Genomic DNA, 19,089 nt, shown 5'->3' on the forward strand with positions numbered 1-19,089 from the left:
GTTCATTGATGGAGCGGTTAGTTACAACCACAGCCACCGCCACCAACACCACTGCCGCCGACGGAACCTTGTTTGTAAGCGAAGACCTTTTCAGAAAAGACGTCGAATTCAGGCACCGGGCCACCGGGTTTCATCTCTTTTTGAGCCAATGTGCCTTTTTCCCAAGGCTTTACAGGTTCAATACCAAGAAACTCATCAACGAAAGCCAGAGCAGAAGGTTTGTTGCTTACTTCTTGTGCTTTCTGTTCGATAACCAGTTGCTTTGCCTTGGGTTTCACCATTTCAATATTTCGTCTGGTTGCACGTTTCGCTTCTGGGTTTGAATAATCACCGCCACTTGAATAAACGGTGCTGGAGATGATCTCTTCTTCAATGATTGGGCCTTCGTTTTTTCCGCTATCGTTGGCTTGCTGTTCAGCGGGCTTCTTTCCTAAACCACTAAGATCGAGTTCAAGAGCCGCATTAGCAGTCATTGGAATAGCGAGTAGCCCAACAAGGGTGGCTTTGATTAGCATTACAGTTGCACTCCCATCTTGGTGAGGTCGTCAGTAATGACGTCGCTAATGTGGTTGATGGCACCAAAACGAATCTTGATAACCTTGCCTTGATAGATGTAATAAAGCGCTGGCATGCCGATCGGCTTGAACTCGGCAATTAATGCTTGTTCAGGGTCGTTAACAACAGGGAATTCCAGTCCGAGTTGCTTTTGAAACGCCAAGCCAACCTCAACATCTTCATCAACGTCCACGCCTTTAAACGTGACACCAGTGCCTTTGAGTTCGGTGTAGAGTTGATTGACTTCCGGTAGCTCTTCGCGGCAAGAGACGCACCACTCTGCAAAGAAGTCGATAATGGTCAGTTCATCGTTGTTAAGTTGCAGTTTCTCGATAACGTCTGGTGATAAAGAATCGCCTTCTTGATAAGCCAATGCGGGTAAAGAAAGGCATAGCGCCAATAACGCTAAGGCTCGTGTAAACATGTTGTTCTCCATTGTTTTTAACTGTGTTTAAAGTTCAGTGTTTCTAAGTAAGTTCTGTTAATTAGATGCTTGAGTGAGTTTGATGGTTGCCGAGTATTCAACGGCTAAAATGTCGGAAAAATACTCGTTGAGTTGGGTGGTATTCGTGGCACTAAACACACGTGATGGGTTCCCTGCACAACGCTCGAATTGGGCGATTCGAGATGAGTTGACGCCATAGCCGATGAAGTTCATTTCGATGCCATATTGATTGATTGCGGTAGTACAGAACCCTGCGTTAACCAGTTGGTCAAACGTGTCTCCTTCGTCAGCACCGTCGGTGAAGAGCACTAGCTTTCTTCTGGTTTCAGGTACTGTGCTGACGTTGATTCCCCATGCTTGTTGCCAGCTAGGGATCAGTTGTCTCACTCCCCATAACAAGCCGTGAAAAGAGCGAGTACCGCCATTTGCTGTTAGGCTGTTTATCGAGTTTCGGACGCGAGAAAAGACGCTGGTTAATGGCAGCATTGGTGAGTCTTGGTTACAGTCGCTTAACCATTGACTTGGCGGTGTAAACTTCACAGGGCGTTCTGAGTGCAGCGTCGCTAAGTTGTCGACCGTCAGTGCTGCAGAGAAATTGCCATTGCGATAGCTAAGCCCATCGATACAGTAGATACCGGCCGCTTCTTTGGATAACCAATGTGGGCGCTGCGCTGCGACTCCAGAGTCGAAGGGAACGATTGAAATTCTTACAGAATCCAAATCGTTAGCGTTATTGCTCTGAGATTGAATCGTATTCAATGCATTGGATAAAATGGATTTCAACGACTGGATGTTTGAACCCATCGATCCAGACACATCAAGTACCAATACCAGCTCCGTTGGAATCGAAGAGTGCTTGCTTTCAACCACACCTTTATAACCACCACCTGTCGCCGTTACCTTGTTTGCATAGCTCTCATATTTGAAGTTGGGCAGTAAGGGTGATAATGAATAACCTAGGCTAATACGGCATTCTGAGCCTATGATTTCTGGTTTTAAGCCACTCACGCCTTTTAGGGTTGGCTTATAGTACTCTTGGTAAGCCAACATCATTGGGTGTGTGGCTGTATCAGCAAAAGCACACGCTAATGCGGCCGAATCGGCGGCTTGCGCTGCTCGGTTTGAAACCATTACTTGAGCCGAGATCATCAGGGTGCCAACGGCAATGAAAAGCGCTGGAAACAGTAACGCCAACAATGAAATGGTCATGGAGCCTTGCTGTTTTTTAAGCGCAATGCTGCCGAATATTGGTTTAACCATAATGCTTTCCTATCACGGCTGATGAACTTGAGAGTGTTTTAGGAAGATTGAGTCGCTTGTAGTCAAACGGTGTATTCACACATAAAGTGAGTTGAACCAAGGTGGATGGTCTTCCAACTAACGCAGGGTCGCCGCTACCCTCAACGATAAGTGCCTTTAGTTTCTCGATGGGAGGAGTGTCGCTTTGACAGATGATCCCGGCATGGATGTGCTTGTATTCCCAGTTCGAAGCAGTGGTATTAAATACACGGCTTTCAAGTACCAACCCAATATCGCTGCGCTTGATGTCTTGCGGAAGATAACGTTCGGCGAGATCGAGAAGCTGATCCTTTAACGTATTAGGTAATCCGTTTGGGCCTTGCTCTGGTTTCAGTTGCGTTAGTGAAACGGCGTTGACTAGGTTATATGTCACGTTGTCGAGCTGAGTCTGTAGGTTGAATAAGCGGTAGGTAGCAACAAGCCCCCACAAAATGATCATGAGTGCGAGTACAACGAAGGGGAATTCAATCGCTGCTGAACCCGCTTGTTTTTTTCGAGGTGTTTTATTTGTTGTCATAACTAACCAGTACCTTTCTTTTCAAGGTTGTCATGTTGCCGATAGACTCAGAAAACTGAGTTGATAGATTAGGTAATAAGGCAAATGAAAATGAGTAAGACACCTTGTACTCGCCTAACACTGCTCTGCTTTTGGATACCGGTTTCTCATTAACTAAATCTGAGAAGTTTTCGGCGTATAGCGGCGATGGATCCAAGACGAGCTTGCTCTTATCTATCAGTGGGAACTTTGCGATAGTCTCGGCAAAAGCTTGGTCTGAAATAGGGCTAATCGGCCGTGTCTTGGCCTCACGAACACCCGCATTAACGGCTACATCAAGGATGATGTTGACCAACAGCAGGCGGCAGATCTCAAAGAAACCGATGATCAGTATCAGGAACGGTACCACCAACATTGCAAACTCGACGGTCTGCGCACCTTTTTGACGTGAGAGCATCACTGTTCTCCTTGCTCTGTTTTAGCAGCAAGCTCTTGGTAATACAGACTATTGTTGGCGAACTCAGGTTGAGATAGATGTGCACGAGCGATACTTTTCGCGGACGCACTGTCTCCAGAAAGCGCATAAGCCAGTGCTAGATTGAGTTGCAGTTTTACGCTCGCTTCACCTCGGACAAAGATCGGGTGCAGAATTCGAATCCCTTGCTCTGGTTTACCATCGAGTATCCAAGCCATGGCTAAGTTGTTGCGATACTCATTACTGGATGGCATCAAGCTGAGGGCATGAGAGTAAGATTCACGCGCTTTTGAATACTGCTTATTGAGCGAGTAACTCACGCCTAAACTGTTTTGGGCGACATCATCAGTTGCGACTAATCTGACAGATTCTTCGAGAGCGGTTGTGGCTTGTTTAAGCTCACCGAGCGCCAACCAAGCTCGGCCAAGTTCTCTGTAAATCGCGCTCGATTGATTAAGCTCGATACCACGCTTTAGATAATGCAGCGCCTCATCATAACGACTGGCTTGATTCGCAGCAGACCCCATTAGCAATAGTAACTGTGGGTCATCAGGCTTCGATATCAGCATCTTTCGGTACAGATCCATGGCACTTTCTGGTTTGCCATTCATCAGTGCAACCTCGGCGACTTTCATATCTTCAGAGGTCTCTTTTTCAACGTTATTCGTTGACTGACAGCCCACCAAAATCAGCGCTAAACCCAAGAGAACGATCTTGTTCATAAGTCCCCCAGAGTTTGTTTAAGGGATAACATGATTGGCACGACAATAATGCCCACGACAGGTAGCATGATGAAGACCACTAAAGGGAATGACATCTTGGCTGGTATTTTTCCTACCCACTCTTCAAGCTCTAAGAAGTGATATTGGCGGCTATCAGAGGCAATCAGCTTTAACGCTTCAGCGAGAGGTGTGCCGTATTGAAGCGATTGATTCATGGTGGTCACAATATTGTTGATGTCAGGAAGCTGGACTCGTTTGTCTAGGTTTGAAAGTGCCGTTTGTGGTGAATCAAGAACCGATATCTCAGTCGCAGTGAGTAGCCATTCGCGTGACAATGCTGGAGAGATCGCACGCATCTCTTCACCGACACAGCGAAATACCGCTTCGAGTGTTAGGCCTGATGCGACACATACCACCATCAGATCGACGGCATCAGGAATAACGCGGCTAATTTGCATTCGGACTTGGTTCACACGCCAATCTAGAATGCGGTCGAACAGGATGCCAACCACAATGGCGATTGCGATACATTCGGCCACAGAGTTCATGTTAAGCACTTGGATTCGAGTGACATACCAAGCAATAGATCCCATCACCATCGTCAGTAGTCTTAAGCCAAGAAAATAGAACTCTGCATTAGGACTCAACCAGCCAATGAGGATTAACTTCTGGCGTCGTGGTTTTGCACCTTGGAAGCGCCATTTACTTGAAGCGGTGGTGTACTTAGAGGAGTAGCTCGATACGCGAGTCAGTCGTTCAGCGACAACATCTCGTTTGAAGGAAGACAAGTGTGCGACAACTGTGAGTAGTAGTGCACATCCCAACAGAAGCAAGGCAACATACATCATGATGAGAACCTTCTGTTACAAGTCAGAGCGTTCAAAATGAGTGTGCCTGAGCTGATGCTAATGACGGCGTAGGTTAGTACCCGCTGTCCCGACTCTGTGTTGAACAATTGGACTATCATGGCGGGTTCCATCAAATAGATACCACCCAATAACCCCAAGGGTAAGATAGAAAGAAAGAGGGCTGTCATACGAGGCTCCGAGGTTAAGCTCTTGACCTTTTTTCTCATCGCTCGATTGTCATGCATGGTTCTGCTTAAGCTTTGAAGAATGTCGCGCAGTTGGCCACCATTCGATTGATTCAGGATCAACGCGACCGAGAAGTAGCGGAAACTGCTGTAAGGAAGGCGAACGCATGCATCATCGAGGCTTTGTCGAAGGCTTAAACCGAGCGTTAAGTTATCGCGAATATAGGAGAACTCACGTCCTAATAGCCCTGGTTGGGTTTCTGACACTTGTTCAATCGCTTGTGGGACTGAGAGCCCCGCAGCCACCGCTCTAGAAATTAAGCCAAGTACATTGATGATGCCTTGTTCGAACTCTTCTACCTGCATTTTTCGGCGGTACATCACCAAGGCACATGTGCATACAACCCAAAGTCCAACAGCGGAGAAAAGTTGATGATGCATTGCCAGTTGGGGAAATAACATGTGGCCTGATGCTGGGAAACCGATAGCTGATAAGACAATAAAGTACTTATCCCAAACTGGCAGCAATGCACTCATTCGTAAAAAGAAAGCATGCAGTTTGTTGCTACGTTGGTGGTTGATTTTTTTGATTGAAACGTCAGCTGTAAGCGAGCGTTGACTGCCGCTTACCAACAATAAGCGCTTATTGACGATAGCTTGCTTTGAGCTCAACCTGATTAACCCGATCGCGACAAACAAAACAAAAACAGTGAGAACTAGGATCATCAGGCTTCAAGCTCCATCGCTACTCTTAGTTGAGCATCGAGTTGATGATACTTGGCTTTTTCATTGAAGCTTGGTACGCACTTAGCACTCTTATATTCGCCAATCAGGTTGCCTTGTTGATCTTCCGATAACAGCTTGAATTTGAACAAGTCTTGGGTGATGTATTGTTCTCCTTCTAACCCTTGCACCTCGGTGATCGAAACAATGCGTCTTTTGCCATCACGCATTCTTTCGACTTGTATAACGACATCGATGGTGTCTGCGATTTGGCGGCGCAATGAGAACAGAGGCAGAGTCGCTTGGCTCATCATTAACATGTTTTCCATACGAACGAGTGCGTCAGTCGCCGAGTTTGCGTGCAATGTACACAGTGAACCATCATGGCCGGTGTTCATTGCCTGCATCATCTCAAAGGCTTCATCACCACGAACTTCGCCTAAAATGATGCGATCTGGTCGCATTCGTAGAGAATTTCGTACCAACTCTCGCTGGGTAATCGGCGTTAAGCCTTCGGCATTGGCTGGGCGAGTTTCAGCGCGCACAACATGAGGCTGTTGTAGACGCAGTTCTGCGGTGTCTTCAATGGTAATGATGCGTTCTTGAGGTGAAATGCTAAAAGACATCGCGTTGAGCAGTGTGGTTTTACCTGCACCAGTGCCTCCCGCAACAAGCACATTAAGGCGTGAGCGAACAATAATATCGATAAGCTTAACCATCGATTTCGACATTGCGCCAAACTGAGCCAATTGGCTGAGTGTTAGCTTATTCTCATTGAATTTTCGGATGGAAATGTAGGTTCCATCAAGCGCTAGCGGTGGGATCATCACATTGACACGGCTACCATCATCCAATCGAGCATCGACTAATGGATTCGATTCATCGATTCTTCGCCCGACCTTGCTGACGATGCGTCGCGCTAGGTTGAGAAGTTGTTCTTCATTACGAAATTGAACGGCCGTTTTTTGCAATTTTCCTGAGCGTTCTACGTAGACTTCACGGTACCCATTGACCATGATGTCGGTAATGCCTTGGTCTTCAATTAAGGGCTGCAGTGGGCCTAATCCTAGAAACTCATTGAGCAATTGTTCCACTGAATGAGCGACATCTTTGTGACCAAGTGGTAACTGCTTAGAGACCACGATATCTGACACCATTTCGGCAATTCTAGCTTCAAGATCGGGTGCGCTTAAGCTCACTACAACCGATGGGTCGATCGCCTTGATGACCTCTTCATGAATCACATGATAATGCTCACGAACTGAGGGTGTTGATGTTAGGGCTTCATGAGACCGAGCTCTATTCGTTACAATCGGATCTATGGCTTGTGTGTTCTGACCAAACATTATGCGCCTCGCTTCCAAAAACGGCGGTTGCCTTGTTGCGGCTCACCAGTGACTAGTTCAAGTAGAGAGTTAAACGCGAGCTTCACTTTCCTATTGCCTTTATGGGCAGGCTGACCAAGCGATGACTTGCTCAAGAAATGGTTTGGCAAAAATGGAATCATGACGTCTACAGATGTACCAAGTGATTTCTTAACATCATGGGCTGAAATAAGGGATGCTGAATCGGACTTACAATGGTTCAACACCACAATGGTTTGCGAAGCTGCTTGGTTTTGAAGTCGTTTGATTATCTGGCCTGCATTGCGAATGGAGCTGAGTGTAGGTTCAACCACAATGATTCGAATATCGGCACTTTTAAGCGCTTCAAAGCCAACCAGGTCACGCAATGAATAGGTCGGGATGTCGATCAGTAAGTAGTCTGAACTTTGCAGGCAGAACTTTGTAAACTGATCGAATGCACTCTTTTGTGGCCAAAATGGTGTGGTGTCTAAAGGTAGATAACCGGTAAAGAGCGTGTGCTCGGGTGACACACTGATCCCACTGCGCTCAAATACGAGAGGTTCTAATCTTTCTGGGTATTGTAAAAGCTCTACCAACGCCGTGTTGCCTTCGACATTGAGTAGCAAATCCAAATCACCCATCGAAAAATCGAGGTCCATACTAGTTACTCGTTTATCGAGTTCGGCAAGCTGCTGCGATAACGTGGCTATAATGGTGCTGCTTCCTGAGCCACCTTTTGCACTGACAATGGAAACGATTTTTTCATTTCGTTTTTCGTTGTTGAGTTGCAAAGCAGCAAAGGAGACGTGTTCAAGATCTTGTGGTGTCACTGGGTTGACTAAATAGTCACTGGCACCGGATGCGAGCATTCCACGGTAAGCCAAAATTTCGGTTGAATGACCAATCGCGATAACTTGGCACCCAGTACGTTGTATTAAATGCTGAACAACCTGTTTTGATTCTGGCAATTCGCTATTCAATACATCGAGGAAGATGGTTTTAACGTCATTTTTAAGTACCTGTCTCACCACGTCATCTTCTTGATTCGAAGAGGTTGTGATGTTGTTGATACCGAAATCATTCAGTGTGTATGTGAGCGCTAATGTATCGAGTTGCTCCGATGCCGCGATCAGTACCGTTAAGTTGTGTACTTGATTCATTGCGAACCTCCTTGCGTGGTATTCGAAGAACCAGAGTTTGTCTGTTGGTTTTGTGCTGGTGGTGCAAAGTAGTTATCGATGCTAGACACCGCTTTTTGTCCTTGTGCACTGTCGATGGGTTGACCAACAATCAGGTCTTTTGGATTTGCGACCATTTGCGCCAGTGCGCTGGCATTCGCACAGCCAAAATTGCGCTGAGTACGATAAGCGTTGAGTGTGGTTCTTGGTGTTTTACCCGCGTCACATGCTGTTACTTCGGCACGATAAGATTCAACAAAAATCGTGAGATCACCTTTACCTTGTACCGATGGATTAGATACTGAAATTTGAGAAGGGTAGAGGCCTGACTCGATCAGATGAAGCCTAACTTTTTCACTTTGGCTTTCTCCTTTCTGAGTCGTATTTTCAATCTTGACCATTAAGTTGGATAGCGTACCTAGACGAGCAATAAAATCAGAGATGTCATCTTTCTCTTGAGCCGATAACGTTTTACCCGACAGTGTTAAAGTCAGCTTGTTTGTCACGGACACCACATCCACAGAAGGTTGTTGGGTTGTAGGCGTTGGCGCGCAACCCGCAAGCGCAATGAGAGCGGGCAGTAATAAGGATAATTTGTTCATGATGTCCTCAGTAGTAGAACCCGTTGTCACCCAGTAAGCGAGGCTTCTGGTTGTCGGTGTATGTGTCTTGACTAAACGTTCTTTTACGTTGAATTCTCGGCAGTGCCAGTAATCGTTCAACATCACTCAACGGGATTAAACCATCGGTTGGGAGTGGCATTGAGTCCGAACGAGTCGGTTGAACTAGGTAAGCCGTTACAATGATGATCAGCTCTGTTTCTCTACGAGTGAATTCAGTCGAGCGGAACAGGCTACCGAGAACCGGTATTTCACCGATAAGCGGTACTTTTTGTAGCTGTTCAATGTCTTCCGATTTCAATAACCCGCCTAAAGCGAAGCTCTGCCCACTCGCCAATTCAATGGTGGTGGAGGCGCTACGAGTGGTAAAAGAAGGGAAGTTAGTTCCGTGTATCACTTGTTGGCTTTCGATTGAGACATTACTGACCTCGGGGTTCACTTTTAAGCTGATACGGTTTTGGCTGAGCACGGTTGGGGTGAAGTTCAGTTTCACACCGAAATCCTTGTATTCAATCTGAGTGGTGTCAGCCGTAATCAGTGGTAGCGGTACTTGCCCACCCACCAAAAACTCAGCATCTTCACCTGACATTGCGGTCAAGTTAGGTTCAGCAAGCACAGACATCATGCCGTTGGTTGCTAGCGCATCAATCAGAGCAGTAATGCTCGGCTTGCCCCAACTACTGACATTAGGCAGCTTTGAAAACGAAAATTGCCCCACACCGCCAGCGACTGAACCCCATTTGATGCCCAACTTATTGGATACATTTCTTGAGACTTCAGCGATTTTTACACGAATGTTGACCTGATTTGGCATGGTGACAACCAATTGATTGATCAGCTCATCATCATTGGGTTGAGTCTGCTGATTTTGATTGGTTGAATTACTGCTGTTGTTACTGTTTCCCTGTGAATTCGAGCTCTCTTGTTGTTCGGTAGAACCGACAATAGGGGATAAGTAGCCTTTCGCGAGCGATACGATATTGTGTGCCATCATCGGAGAGGGAACACGACCTTTAAGCCATAACTTTCCACCCAGAGATTCAGCGTTGACTGACGCTTCTGGGAACTTGTTTTTAACCAGTTCATTGAACTCACGGCTATTATGCGTGACGCGAATCTTGTTGGTATAAATCACGCGTTCTTGTTCATTCAAAACGGTGATCGTAGCGCTGCCCGCTCGCTTACCGAATATCATCACCTTGGTATTGGTTAAGGTTTGGTAATCAGCGATATGGGTGCTAGAGATGAAAATGGATTTCGCTTTTTCAGGTAAGCGAATCATTCTCGCCTCATTGATCGTGACATCAAATGTTGATGCTGCAGATGCAAAAGAGACACATAGGCTTGATAGCAGGAGAACACCCCACCAACGACAGATATTAGCCATTGTTATCAGCTCCAGTATTAGTTTTAACAGTTTTATTTTCGGCTCTAAATTCCACTAAACCCACGTCAGGTAATACCTGAGTTGTGTCTGGAGAAATGACTTTTAGCGTCACGGCATTTGCGTGTTGAGGTTGATCTTGAGCCTCGTTTTGCCCGCGTAATACAAGCGTTAACTTTCCTAATTGTTTCGCAAGAACCACTTGGTTTGCTTGTTCGGGCGTCACTTCTAAAGAGACACTGCTGTCGTCAGGGATACCATCTTCGAAACCATTCGATTCCCGAGCCTTTTGATAAGATTCTGCCGTTTGCTTGTTATTAAATGCCAAGACTCTTGCGTCATGAACTATCGTTGTAACGTACAATCCTTGAGATGAATTGCCATAACGAAGTAGCTCACCATCTTGTGAACCGAGTAGGAGAATATCCACTCGGTCGCCCGGCTCAATGAAGCCTGAATTAGACGTGACTTGATCGACAGGGACTGAAATCGCGCGATAGCCTGGTTGTAACTTCAATGAGAGCGAGTAGCCACCTTCGGGTTCGGTAATGTCGGCTTTCGACAATATTGAGTCTTTGACGAGTTTGGTGCGTGCAAGCCCTGACATCGTGTGGTCGGCAGAAATATCTTCCGGTGCCACGTGGTCGATGTAGTTCTCTAACTCTTGCTGTGGAACTTCTTTCCATCGAAACGAGTTTGGCGTGTAGGTTTGGCCTATCTCAATCGTACGAGTTGGAACCAGCACTTTGACCGTTTGCTTAGCGGCTTGTTTAGAAGAGGTGGTCGCAGACTCGCTATTGGTTTGGCTCAACAGTAAAACGGACAATCCGAGCACCGAGCAAAATAACGACAGCAACATGAGTCGCTTAGCAGTCATAACTATTCCTTTAATTTACGGTAAACGGGCTTATTCTGATGTTTGAGCGTTTTTGAGCTGATCGACGACAGTTTGGTAAGCGCCAGTAATGGCTTCGGTTAGATCACCATTTTCGCCGCCTACAAAATTAAGCAAGACCACAGACATTGCTGCTGCGAGAATTGCGTATTCGATAGCGGCCGCGCCGCGCTGCTTTTTCTTGTTCAACATGTTGTTATTTCCTAGATGAAAGCAGCCTCAGTTGAGGCTGCTGTGATAATTAATAAAGGTGTCGTTAGTCTGCAACTAATCGATATAGATAAGCTGGTGAATGGGTCTCTATCAACACTTGCGTTTCCACCATCGTATTCATGTTCAAACCGACGAAACGGTTATATTGTGAGTCGGCAGCATCGCTGGTGATGTAGTAGTTATAGCTACCACCAGTTGCTTCGTTGAACTCAAATACTTCGTTATTAAGTGGTAATAATCTATACAGTTCAGCTTTTGTTGGGTAACGCCAATTGGCTTTTCCGCAAATACTCTTGGTATTTTGTGCTGTGATAAGAGGGGCAATATCTACGTATTTCTTGAAACGGCTACTATCACCTCGAGAGAAGAGTTGCCAAACCAAGTTGCTGTCTGTGTCTTGAGCACACACTGCATTTTGTCGGTTGGTTACTACCGTTCCTTGCGCATTTAGATACTGATAATTAGCAGACTTTTCTCTGAATAATCGAGCTAAGACGACTTTGTCTTCAGAACCATCGGTACGAGCTTTATCTAAGGTTTGGCTACTTTCTTTAGTGTCGTAACTTGTGATGTATTGTTGATCACCGCTTGCTGCACTAGACCAGTAATAAAACGTGGTTCCATTATCTAAATAAGATTTGTCGTATTCTGGCTTGAGTCCCAAGTAATTTGGAAATACGTCTGTATCCAAGGTCATTTTCGAATTTGAACCTTCGACAGCTTTGGTGTTAATCGACAGCAGCTGTGCTAAGTGCGGAACTTCCCAGTCACTAAAACCACACAGCTTGTTGTTATTAGTGCTAGCGAGTAGTTCGTTGCTGCCTAGTATGCTGGCGTATCCGGTCGCTGAAGCATCATAGGCAAGATCGTCAGCACCATGCGGTAGTCCATCTTTGAGCAGCGCCCATACTCGACGTTTTCCTGAAATTTTCGTGTCTTCAACACAGCGCCAACCTTGTTGATAGGTTGTGTCGCTTGTCAGGTAGTTTCCTAGTTCATCCAACTTGGCGAAGCGATTACTTACCATTGCGTTGGCTTGAGAAACACTAAACCCATTGTCTGCCGCTTGTTTTAGTCCATCTTTTGCTAACACCTTAGATTGAGCGAGATCGTGGAGTGTGGCTGTTGTGCTCATCTCTTTGATAAGTGTTTGATATAGAGCGATGAGCGAATCAAACTCAGAGCCAATTCCGTTGGTCGCTGTATTCAGTTGAGTAATAAAGTCAGCGACTTGCTCATATTGGCTCTCTAATACTGAAATGGCACTGTAGAGGTCCAAACTTGCTTGATGCAGCTCTGAAGCCAATGAAGCTGAGCCTATTGCGCTTGCGGCATCGGTTAGCATCACCGATTTTTTTTGAATGAACGCCATTTTTTGAGCAAACTTAGCGCCTTCTACCAGTGCATTTAACCCGTTCGAGTTTTGCTGTAGTTTGGCTGCTTTTTCTTTGTAAGCTTTTACTTTGGTAATGAACTCAAGGCTCTCCGTATCAGTGCGGCTTTGAGCAACCGATACTTGAAAGTCGTAAATGGTGAGTTTCGTGCTCACTGCACTCAGTTCGTCAAACCATGGTTTAGTAAAGGCCGCCAGTTCAACAGCTTTAGCTTGTGCTTGGGTTTCTAAAGTCGCGTAGCTTTGCGCTTTTTTCTGATTGTTTGCTAACCATGTTGTTAGGTAAGCCTCAGCCGCCTTTACTATTGAACTTTGTGTATTGATTAGGGTTTCAACAGCAGTTGTTGAAGCATCAATGTGACTAACTAGCTGCGCTCCAGGCGGTAATTCCCATTTAGGGTATGCGTATTTTGAATAATATTGCTCAACAGATTCCTGGCCTTTGTTGATAGTGACAGCGACGCCATTTTTATCCGCTAATATATTCATTGACTGATTCGATACCAAGTAACCACCACTTCTTAGATTTGATGGCAGTGTTGCAGGATCTCGTTGCGATAGCGTAATCACTTCATTGGTGTCTGGAAGCGTCCAACCAGCGATATCACAATCATCCAGTTGTGCGACTTCATCGAAGACGGTATCGGTTTCTGAAGAGAATCGCTTCGTCCAAAACCTCGGTTCCCCTTGTCCTTTGTCATCGTATTCAGCAATACAATTTAGGGAGTAGGAATTCCATGAGCCACCGTAACCAAAATCAGCGGCTTGCGAACGGGTTTTCATCGGTACGAATTTTAATGCAGTGAAGCGACTACTAGCATCTGTAGCCCAAAGGGTGTCACTGACTGAATTGGAAACGCCTTCTTTTGCTTGTTTCTTTAGTCGAACTCCGACATTGGCTTTGTCATACGCTTCAGGGCCAATGAACTGTGGGTTCGAAATAGCAGGGTGCCAAGTGAGGCCTTGGTCATTGGTGAACTCATAGTATTCGGCTTCATCAAAGCGAACAGACTGGCCATCAACGTTGGCAGTTAAGTAGTCCCACTCAAAACCATTGGTCTTGATTTGGTTTGAGCCAGTGAAAGTGTTGGTTATCTCAGGCGATGTTGGTGCTGGAATCTCAAACACTTTGGTGAAGGCTTGTGTGGTTAATGCTGCTACGCCATGAGGCATGCCATTCGTCTTGTTTTGAGCGACGCGTATTTGAACCTCACCGATACTTTTGTCGATATTACCAATCACTACAGGCTTAGCGGTTACTTTTGTCCAAGTTGAACCGGAGTCGAGTGTGACTTCGAAGTGCTCGGGCTGAGTGAATTCGCCGAAGTATGTCCAATCGAGAGTATTATTTGTGTCGTTAACCACCAGATCCGCCGGGGCAATTGGTGCTGACGGACGAACATTAAACGCCATATCGTTCGTCAACTCTGAACCACTAGGGCGACCCGTAATCTGATCTCGTTTAACGCGTACTTGGATTGAATCAATAGCGTAAGCTTGGTCATTTAGCTGATATGGCTTTGTGGTAACGACTGTCCAACCTGTGTTAAGCGCATTGATCTCGTAATCCGTTACCTCTGAAAACCCGGTAACAAACGTCCAGTCAAATGTATCTAATCCGTCATGAGAGATTGGTGATGTCGGTGCGGCAGGCATACTAGGAGTAACAGAGTAGCCCTTGTCTGAACACAGCGCTTCGCCAGGATCATGTTGAGGATCGGTACCTGCTTTTACTCTTACACAGATTTGCCCTTTGGCAAACGTCTCATCTGGGATAGCCTGTGGGTTGCTAGTTACAGGGGTAAAAGTAATGCCTCTATCGAGAGAGTATTCGTAGAAATCACTTCCCGTAAATCCTTCAACGTCTGTCCATGCGAATGTGTTTTCTGCATCGTCAACAATCGGTGAGGTTGGTGCTATAGGTTGATTTTCTGAGCGAGTGAATACAGAGCTGATAACCAACGGAACTCCCGCGGGGCGGGCATCCAGTGCATTTGACTTAACGCGAACCGAAATCGTGTTTGCAGGAAGTGAAACATTGCCAACAAGATACGGCAGTGCGGTGACGTCCTGCCAACCATTACCTAGATTAATCTCGTAGAAAGATGGGTCGTTGTATCCATTAACCCAAAGCCAGTTGATCTGATTGGTGCTGTCGTTAGCAAATTCCAATACCGGTTTTACTGGTTGGATTGGGGTTACCGTCATCGATTGTTCTGATGCTGAACTTAATCCTGTTGGGTGACCTAGCGAGTCATCTTTGGCTACACGAACTTTTAGATGTCCAACTGGAATATCTAGATCTGGAATGTCTTGAGGCTTTTCAGTCGCTTTTGTCCAGCTTGAGCCGTTATCTAATGAATATTCATACAAACCTAGTTCATTAAACGAGTCGACAAATGCCCAATCAAATTGATTGATCGCGTTATTCACACTAATCCAGGCTGGAGCAGCAGGCACTGTCGTTAGCGTAAACGCTTTGTCTGAAAGCATGGACTTTCCGGCAGGGGTATTACGAACGTTAGACGCAGCAACTCGAACTTGAACGGCTCCTTTGTCGAACGCCAGTTTCCCTACAACAATCGGCTTACGAATTACCGTTGTCCAAGTCTTCCCTGAATCCAATGAATATTCGTAATCTGTGTTGTGAGTGAAGCCACGCACAAGCTGCCAATCGAAGGTGTCTGAGGCATCATTGACTTGACCGTGCTTAGGCGCTGGCGGCCTAGTGATGATTTCATTTCCATCGATGTCTTCTTGGGAAACTTTGAGTTGGTCTCGGTATTCCTTACCAAGTTGTTTCAATGCGCTATCGGTTCCTGATGCGCCATGAGACAGCAAATCGGTCTTGGCTTTAAATTCTGTTAAATCAAGCTCTGCCAGCTTGTACATAGATCCTTTTCGAGCATTTACTTGGTCGACACCTGCATCAACAGAGGCCATTTGTGCTTCTTGAAGTACGCGAGTAACACCGCGCGCAAACATGTGTACTTCACGGCTTTTGGTTGAGTTTGATGCGGAATAATCACCAACAGCCAGTTGTTTATCGATGCCTAAGTCGCTGGCTACAAGCTGGGTTGCTTCATCAAAACTGATTCCACTGGTTCTCGATACACTTGCAATGAGAGACGTCACGGGGCTAATCACGTCCGAATTGCTACTCGGTACTTCTAGCGTAAATCCGGATTCAATAGGCTGATTCGGTGAATCCATATCGATGGTTATACCGGCAACCGCTTCGACCAATATTGGGTATTGGGCGACATCATTGTCGACGTCTAGTTGGAATCGTCCTTCGGCGTCCGTAGTGGCAATTTCTCCATCAGCAGAATCACACATGGCATTGCTGTTTCTGTCTAAACAAACCTTCGCGTTGCGTAAATAACCATCCAAAGCTATGCCCGAAATATTCTGAGAACTTGGCTTAGTTTGTGACTGTTTGAGCTTCGGATCTGACTCTGCTCCGCCACAAGCAATCAGCATTGTGGAAACGAGTGAAACACTCATTAATTTGTATGGATTCCTTACCACCTGAACTCCAAATAATTTATAAATTACCCATAGGAAAGGCGGAGGATATTAATTTAAATGATAGTAATTATCAATATCATTTGATCTTTTATTTCGTTAAGTGATTTAATAGCAAAATAAAATACTATCAATAAAATCATGAACTAGGTGAATCGGTCGAAAAAATGCACAATAAATTCTTAATATGCAAATTGTCACTAGCAATATCTAGTGTCTTAATGGTCTCTGGATGTGGAGGTAGTTCTGATAGCAAAAACCCAGTTGGGTCTACGGCTTCAGGCTATGCATTTCTAGATTCATTAGTATGCGCTGATGCAGATCTGAATGGCGTATGCAGTGATCAAGAGAAACAGATTGCTGATGTTTCTGGGTACGCACAGCAAAGGCAATATGATGGTGCAATTTTGACTGCTTCTCCTGGTATGAAAGTGGTGACGCCTTTCACTAGTTTGATTCATAGCGAGATGATGTTTAACCCAACGGTAAGTAACGATGTAGAGCAAGCAAAGGCATCGCTTCAAAGTAAGTTAGGCGATCATGTTGGCATCAATTTTAGTGTGCTGGACTCAACTCATGGGTCTAAAGAACTATCAAATCTGTTGTTAAAATCACTGAAAAAGGCGCAAAGTGACGGTAAGCAGTCTTCTTATACCAATATTGCGCATGCTCTTGATTTGATGATAGAACATAAAACTTTGGACTTATCTAATATTGACGTTGCTGGTACGGTTTCTCGGCATCTACAAATTGAAGACTCTTTGGTTGTTCGCGGTTCACAATCGGTACCGCAATTGTCTGGTGCGAAGTCGATAGCTCTGAATCCAGCGAGCAGTCAGATTGTGTTTTTAACGGCTAATGATGTGGTTATGCAAATTGATAGCTCTTCACGCAATAAGCCGGTGACAATCAATGGTGACCCTGCATCTCAAGCGGTTTCTGGTCTGGTTAGTATCCGTTCGCACGACGACGATGATTATGACGACCATGACGATGATGACGATGATGACGATGATGACGATGATGACGATCACGGAGGTGGCACTGGAGGCGGAGAAATACCGGTAGATTCGAGTGAAATCATTCAGTTAGTTCCTGCGTTAAATGGTGTTCAGGCATACAAGGTTTACAAACCGACCGCTTACGTCTCACCCACATCGAGTGATATTTGTAATAGCCAAGGCGCTAATGGTGTTTTCCTCACAAGCCTCAATGGTTCGAATAATAACAATGTTGGCGTGAAGGCTTTTGCGATTGATACATACAGCAGTCGTAGTGGCGGTACGCTTCCACCCATTCCAAAACCTAATCCAGCCGTGCCGCCTAAATCGAGTGAGTCGTGCATCAATGATAACTTCGCAGCAGTGGTTCCTCTGTTACAAAGTGGCTCGTTACTGGCGATTAAAAATACCGGAAGCTCGATATACTCACAGCAAGAACTCAAATTGCTAAGTGCTAATAAGCTAGTAATGAAAAGCTGGAGTCACGCCTTGAAAGCTACCTCTTCGCAAGTCATGCCATCTTATGATGAAAGTGAAGCATTGGTTGTCTATAAGAATTACCTTTCAAACAGCAGCTTAGCGGCAGAAGTTATCGATACGGCTAACCTATCCACTAAGATGACGATTGATAAGTTAAACCTTAAAACAGCCAATATTGTCGTGAATCAACAGATATTGTTGGGGCTGGATAGTAATAAGGTTGAGTGGGTGTCTAACTCGATACAACAAACTGTACTTGGGGAGCTGACCGTTGATTCTGCTATTAGCAAGATAGCGACATCGCGAGACGGAAAAACCAGTGCGATTACCACAGCAAGTTCTCTTTATATCGTTGATAACATGACGAGAACCTTACTTGTAACAGAGTCTCTGAGTAACAATGCTATCAAGTCTTTGTATGTGTTAGAAGATAAGGTGATTGCGTTAACTTCTTCGGGTGCGGACTATTATCAGTTCCGAAATATCAGCGGCCCGGCTCTAAAAGTTGGCAGCCAACTGGTGACCAAAGAACTCCTCAAAAAGTGGGAAGACAGCGGCAATTCAAATTGGAGTTCAACCAACTTGGGTTACATTCTTTCTCAAACGGGCACGGAAAGTGAAATCTCCGATCAATTCAAAAACGTAAACCTCTCGTTTTCTCCGACCAATGCGACAACTTCAAGTGGCATCTCTGGTGTGCACGTCAGTGGCTTAGAACGAGGTGAATGGCTAACTTTTTATAAGGCGCTGTAAGCCTAATAGTTCAATGGAAGGGGAACATTTTTTGTTGAGCTTGGAAGTCAACTTATGTGTTTGGTTGACTTTTTTCCTTGCTACTAGTTCTATCTGAAATTAAAAGCGTGGTATTACTTAAGTGTTGTATTGCGCTTTTCTGTTTTAGATATTGCCTTTTTTGGTGTTCTTTGAACCTATTTACCTTATCGGAATTCAAGGTAAGTTGTTGTGTGAAATTTCCTCCTGATCTTTACTCCTCCCAAAGTTCTACTACATCCAATATGGTGTCTATATCATTATTATTTTTGTCCTCTTTATTCTCCAAAATGACGTATAAAGATGATGATATCTTATCCATGTTAGAAGTTTTGTCCGAAGAGAATACGAGGTTTTCCTCTTTATCGTACTGGAAGCTAGTATTTTCTATAGAATGCTTACAAACGATACTAGAACAACTTCTATCTAGGGGGAGGTATTTTTCATTATCAGCATAGGCTGTATTTATCCATAACATGAAAATACAGCTAGTAGTAATGACCGATATTCGAGTGAGCATGGCTAAAACCTT

General features: G+C 45.2%; 16 protein-coding genes. 1 reads left to right on the top strand and 15 read right to left on the bottom strand.

Annotation, left to right across the window (positions count from 1 at the left end):
- Positions 1-17: 17 nt before the first annotated feature.
- From AB4589_RS10940 to AB4589_RS11010, 15 genes are all read right to left on the bottom strand, one after another.
- Positions 18-515, bottom strand: a complete 498-nt coding sequence (locus tag AB4589_RS10940; protein ID WP_017107673.1) for a DUF4266 domain-containing protein — start codon at positions 513-515, stop codon at positions 18-20.
- Positions 515-979: a TlpA disulfide reductase family protein gene (locus tag AB4589_RS10945; RefSeq protein ID WP_065105139.1), complete on the bottom strand. Its 465-nt coding sequence runs from the start codon at positions 977-979 to the stop codon at positions 515-517. Before AB4589_RS10945 ends, AB4589_RS10940 begins: the two co-directional genes overlap by 1 nt.
- Positions 980-1,036: 57 nt before the next feature.
- Positions 1,037-2,260, bottom strand: a complete 1,224-nt coding sequence (locus AB4589_RS10950) for a VWA domain-containing protein (RefSeq protein WP_371708288.1) — start codon at positions 2,258-2,260, stop codon at positions 1,037-1,039.
- Positions 2,253-2,816, bottom strand: a complete 564-nt coding sequence (tadF, locus tag AB4589_RS10955; RefSeq protein WP_371708287.1) for a tight adherence pilus pseudopilin TadF — start codon at positions 2,814-2,816, stop codon at positions 2,253-2,255. Before tadF ends, AB4589_RS10950 begins: the two co-directional genes overlap by 8 nt.
- Positions 2,803-3,252 carry a TadE/TadG family type IV pilus assembly protein gene (locus AB4589_RS10960; RefSeq protein WP_004732812.1) on the bottom strand — a complete coding sequence of 150 codons (450 nt, stop codon included), beginning with the start codon at positions 3,250-3,252 and terminating at the stop codon, positions 2,803-2,805. Before AB4589_RS10960 ends, tadF begins: the two co-directional genes overlap by 14 nt.
- A complete protein-coding gene (locus AB4589_RS10965) occupies positions 3,252-3,992 on the bottom strand; it encodes a lipopolysaccharide assembly protein LapB (protein ID WP_102497085.1) in 741 nt (246 codons plus the stop codon). Before AB4589_RS10965 ends, AB4589_RS10960 begins: the two co-directional genes overlap by 1 nt.
- Positions 3,989-4,840 carry a type II secretion system F family protein gene (locus tag AB4589_RS10970; protein ID WP_372100421.1) on the bottom strand — a complete coding sequence of 284 codons (852 nt, stop codon included), beginning with the start codon at positions 4,838-4,840 and terminating at the stop codon, positions 3,989-3,991. The genes AB4589_RS10965 and AB4589_RS10970 overlap by 4 nt, the downstream gene beginning before the upstream one ends.
- A complete protein-coding gene (locus tag AB4589_RS10975) occupies positions 4,837-5,751 on the bottom strand; it encodes a type II secretion system F family protein (protein WP_371708285.1) in 915 nt (304 codons plus the stop codon). The genes AB4589_RS10970 and AB4589_RS10975 overlap by 4 nt, the downstream gene beginning before the upstream one ends.
- Positions 5,751-7,094: a CpaF family protein gene (locus AB4589_RS10980; RefSeq protein WP_372100422.1), complete on the bottom strand. Its 1,344-nt coding sequence runs from the start codon at positions 7,092-7,094 to the stop codon at positions 5,751-5,753. Before AB4589_RS10980 ends, AB4589_RS10975 begins: the two co-directional genes overlap by 1 nt.
- Positions 7,094-8,254, bottom strand: coding sequence for an AAA family ATPase (locus AB4589_RS10985; protein ID WP_371708283.1), 1,161 nt, complete (start codon positions 8,252-8,254; stop codon positions 7,094-7,096). The genes AB4589_RS10980 and AB4589_RS10985 overlap by 1 nt, the downstream gene beginning before the upstream one ends.
- Positions 8,251-8,874, bottom strand: a complete 624-nt coding sequence (locus AB4589_RS10990; protein ID WP_372100423.1) for a CpaD family pilus assembly lipoprotein — start codon at positions 8,872-8,874, stop codon at positions 8,251-8,253. The genes AB4589_RS10985 and AB4589_RS10990 overlap by 4 nt, the downstream gene beginning before the upstream one ends.
- 7 nt (positions 8,875-8,881) lie before the next feature.
- Positions 8,882-10,279: a type II and III secretion system protein family protein gene (locus AB4589_RS10995; RefSeq protein WP_372100425.1), complete on the bottom strand. Its 1,398-nt coding sequence runs from the start codon at positions 10,277-10,279 to the stop codon at positions 8,882-8,884.
- Positions 10,272-11,153, bottom strand: coding sequence for a Flp pilus assembly protein CpaB (cpaB, locus tag AB4589_RS11000; RefSeq protein WP_371708280.1), 882 nt, complete (start codon positions 11,151-11,153; stop codon positions 10,272-10,274). Before cpaB ends, AB4589_RS10995 begins: the two co-directional genes overlap by 8 nt.
- 30 nt (positions 11,154-11,183) lie before the next feature.
- Positions 11,184-11,363, bottom strand: a complete 180-nt coding sequence (locus AB4589_RS11005) for a Flp family type IVb pilin (protein WP_371708279.1) — start codon at positions 11,361-11,363, stop codon at positions 11,184-11,186.
- A 64-nt stretch (positions 11,364-11,427) separates the two neighbouring features.
- Positions 11,428-16,284 carry a DUF1566 domain-containing protein gene (locus tag AB4589_RS11010; RefSeq protein WP_372100428.1) on the bottom strand — a complete coding sequence of 1,619 codons (4,857 nt, stop codon included), beginning with the start codon at positions 16,282-16,284 and terminating at the stop codon, positions 11,428-11,430.
- 242 nt (positions 16,285-16,526) lie between these two features.
- Between AB4589_RS11010 and AB4589_RS11015 the strand changes: the two genes are divergently transcribed.
- Positions 16,527-18,539: a hypothetical protein gene (locus tag AB4589_RS11015; protein WP_372100430.1), complete on the top strand. Its 2,013-nt coding sequence runs from the start codon at positions 16,527-16,529 to the stop codon at positions 18,537-18,539.
- Positions 18,540-19,089: the final 550 nt, after the last annotated feature.

This window comes from Vibrio sp. 10N.222.49.A3, assembly GCF_041475145.1.
Classification (GTDB): Bacteria; Pseudomonadota; Gammaproteobacteria; order Enterobacterales; family Vibrionaceae; genus Vibrio; species Vibrio tasmaniensis_A.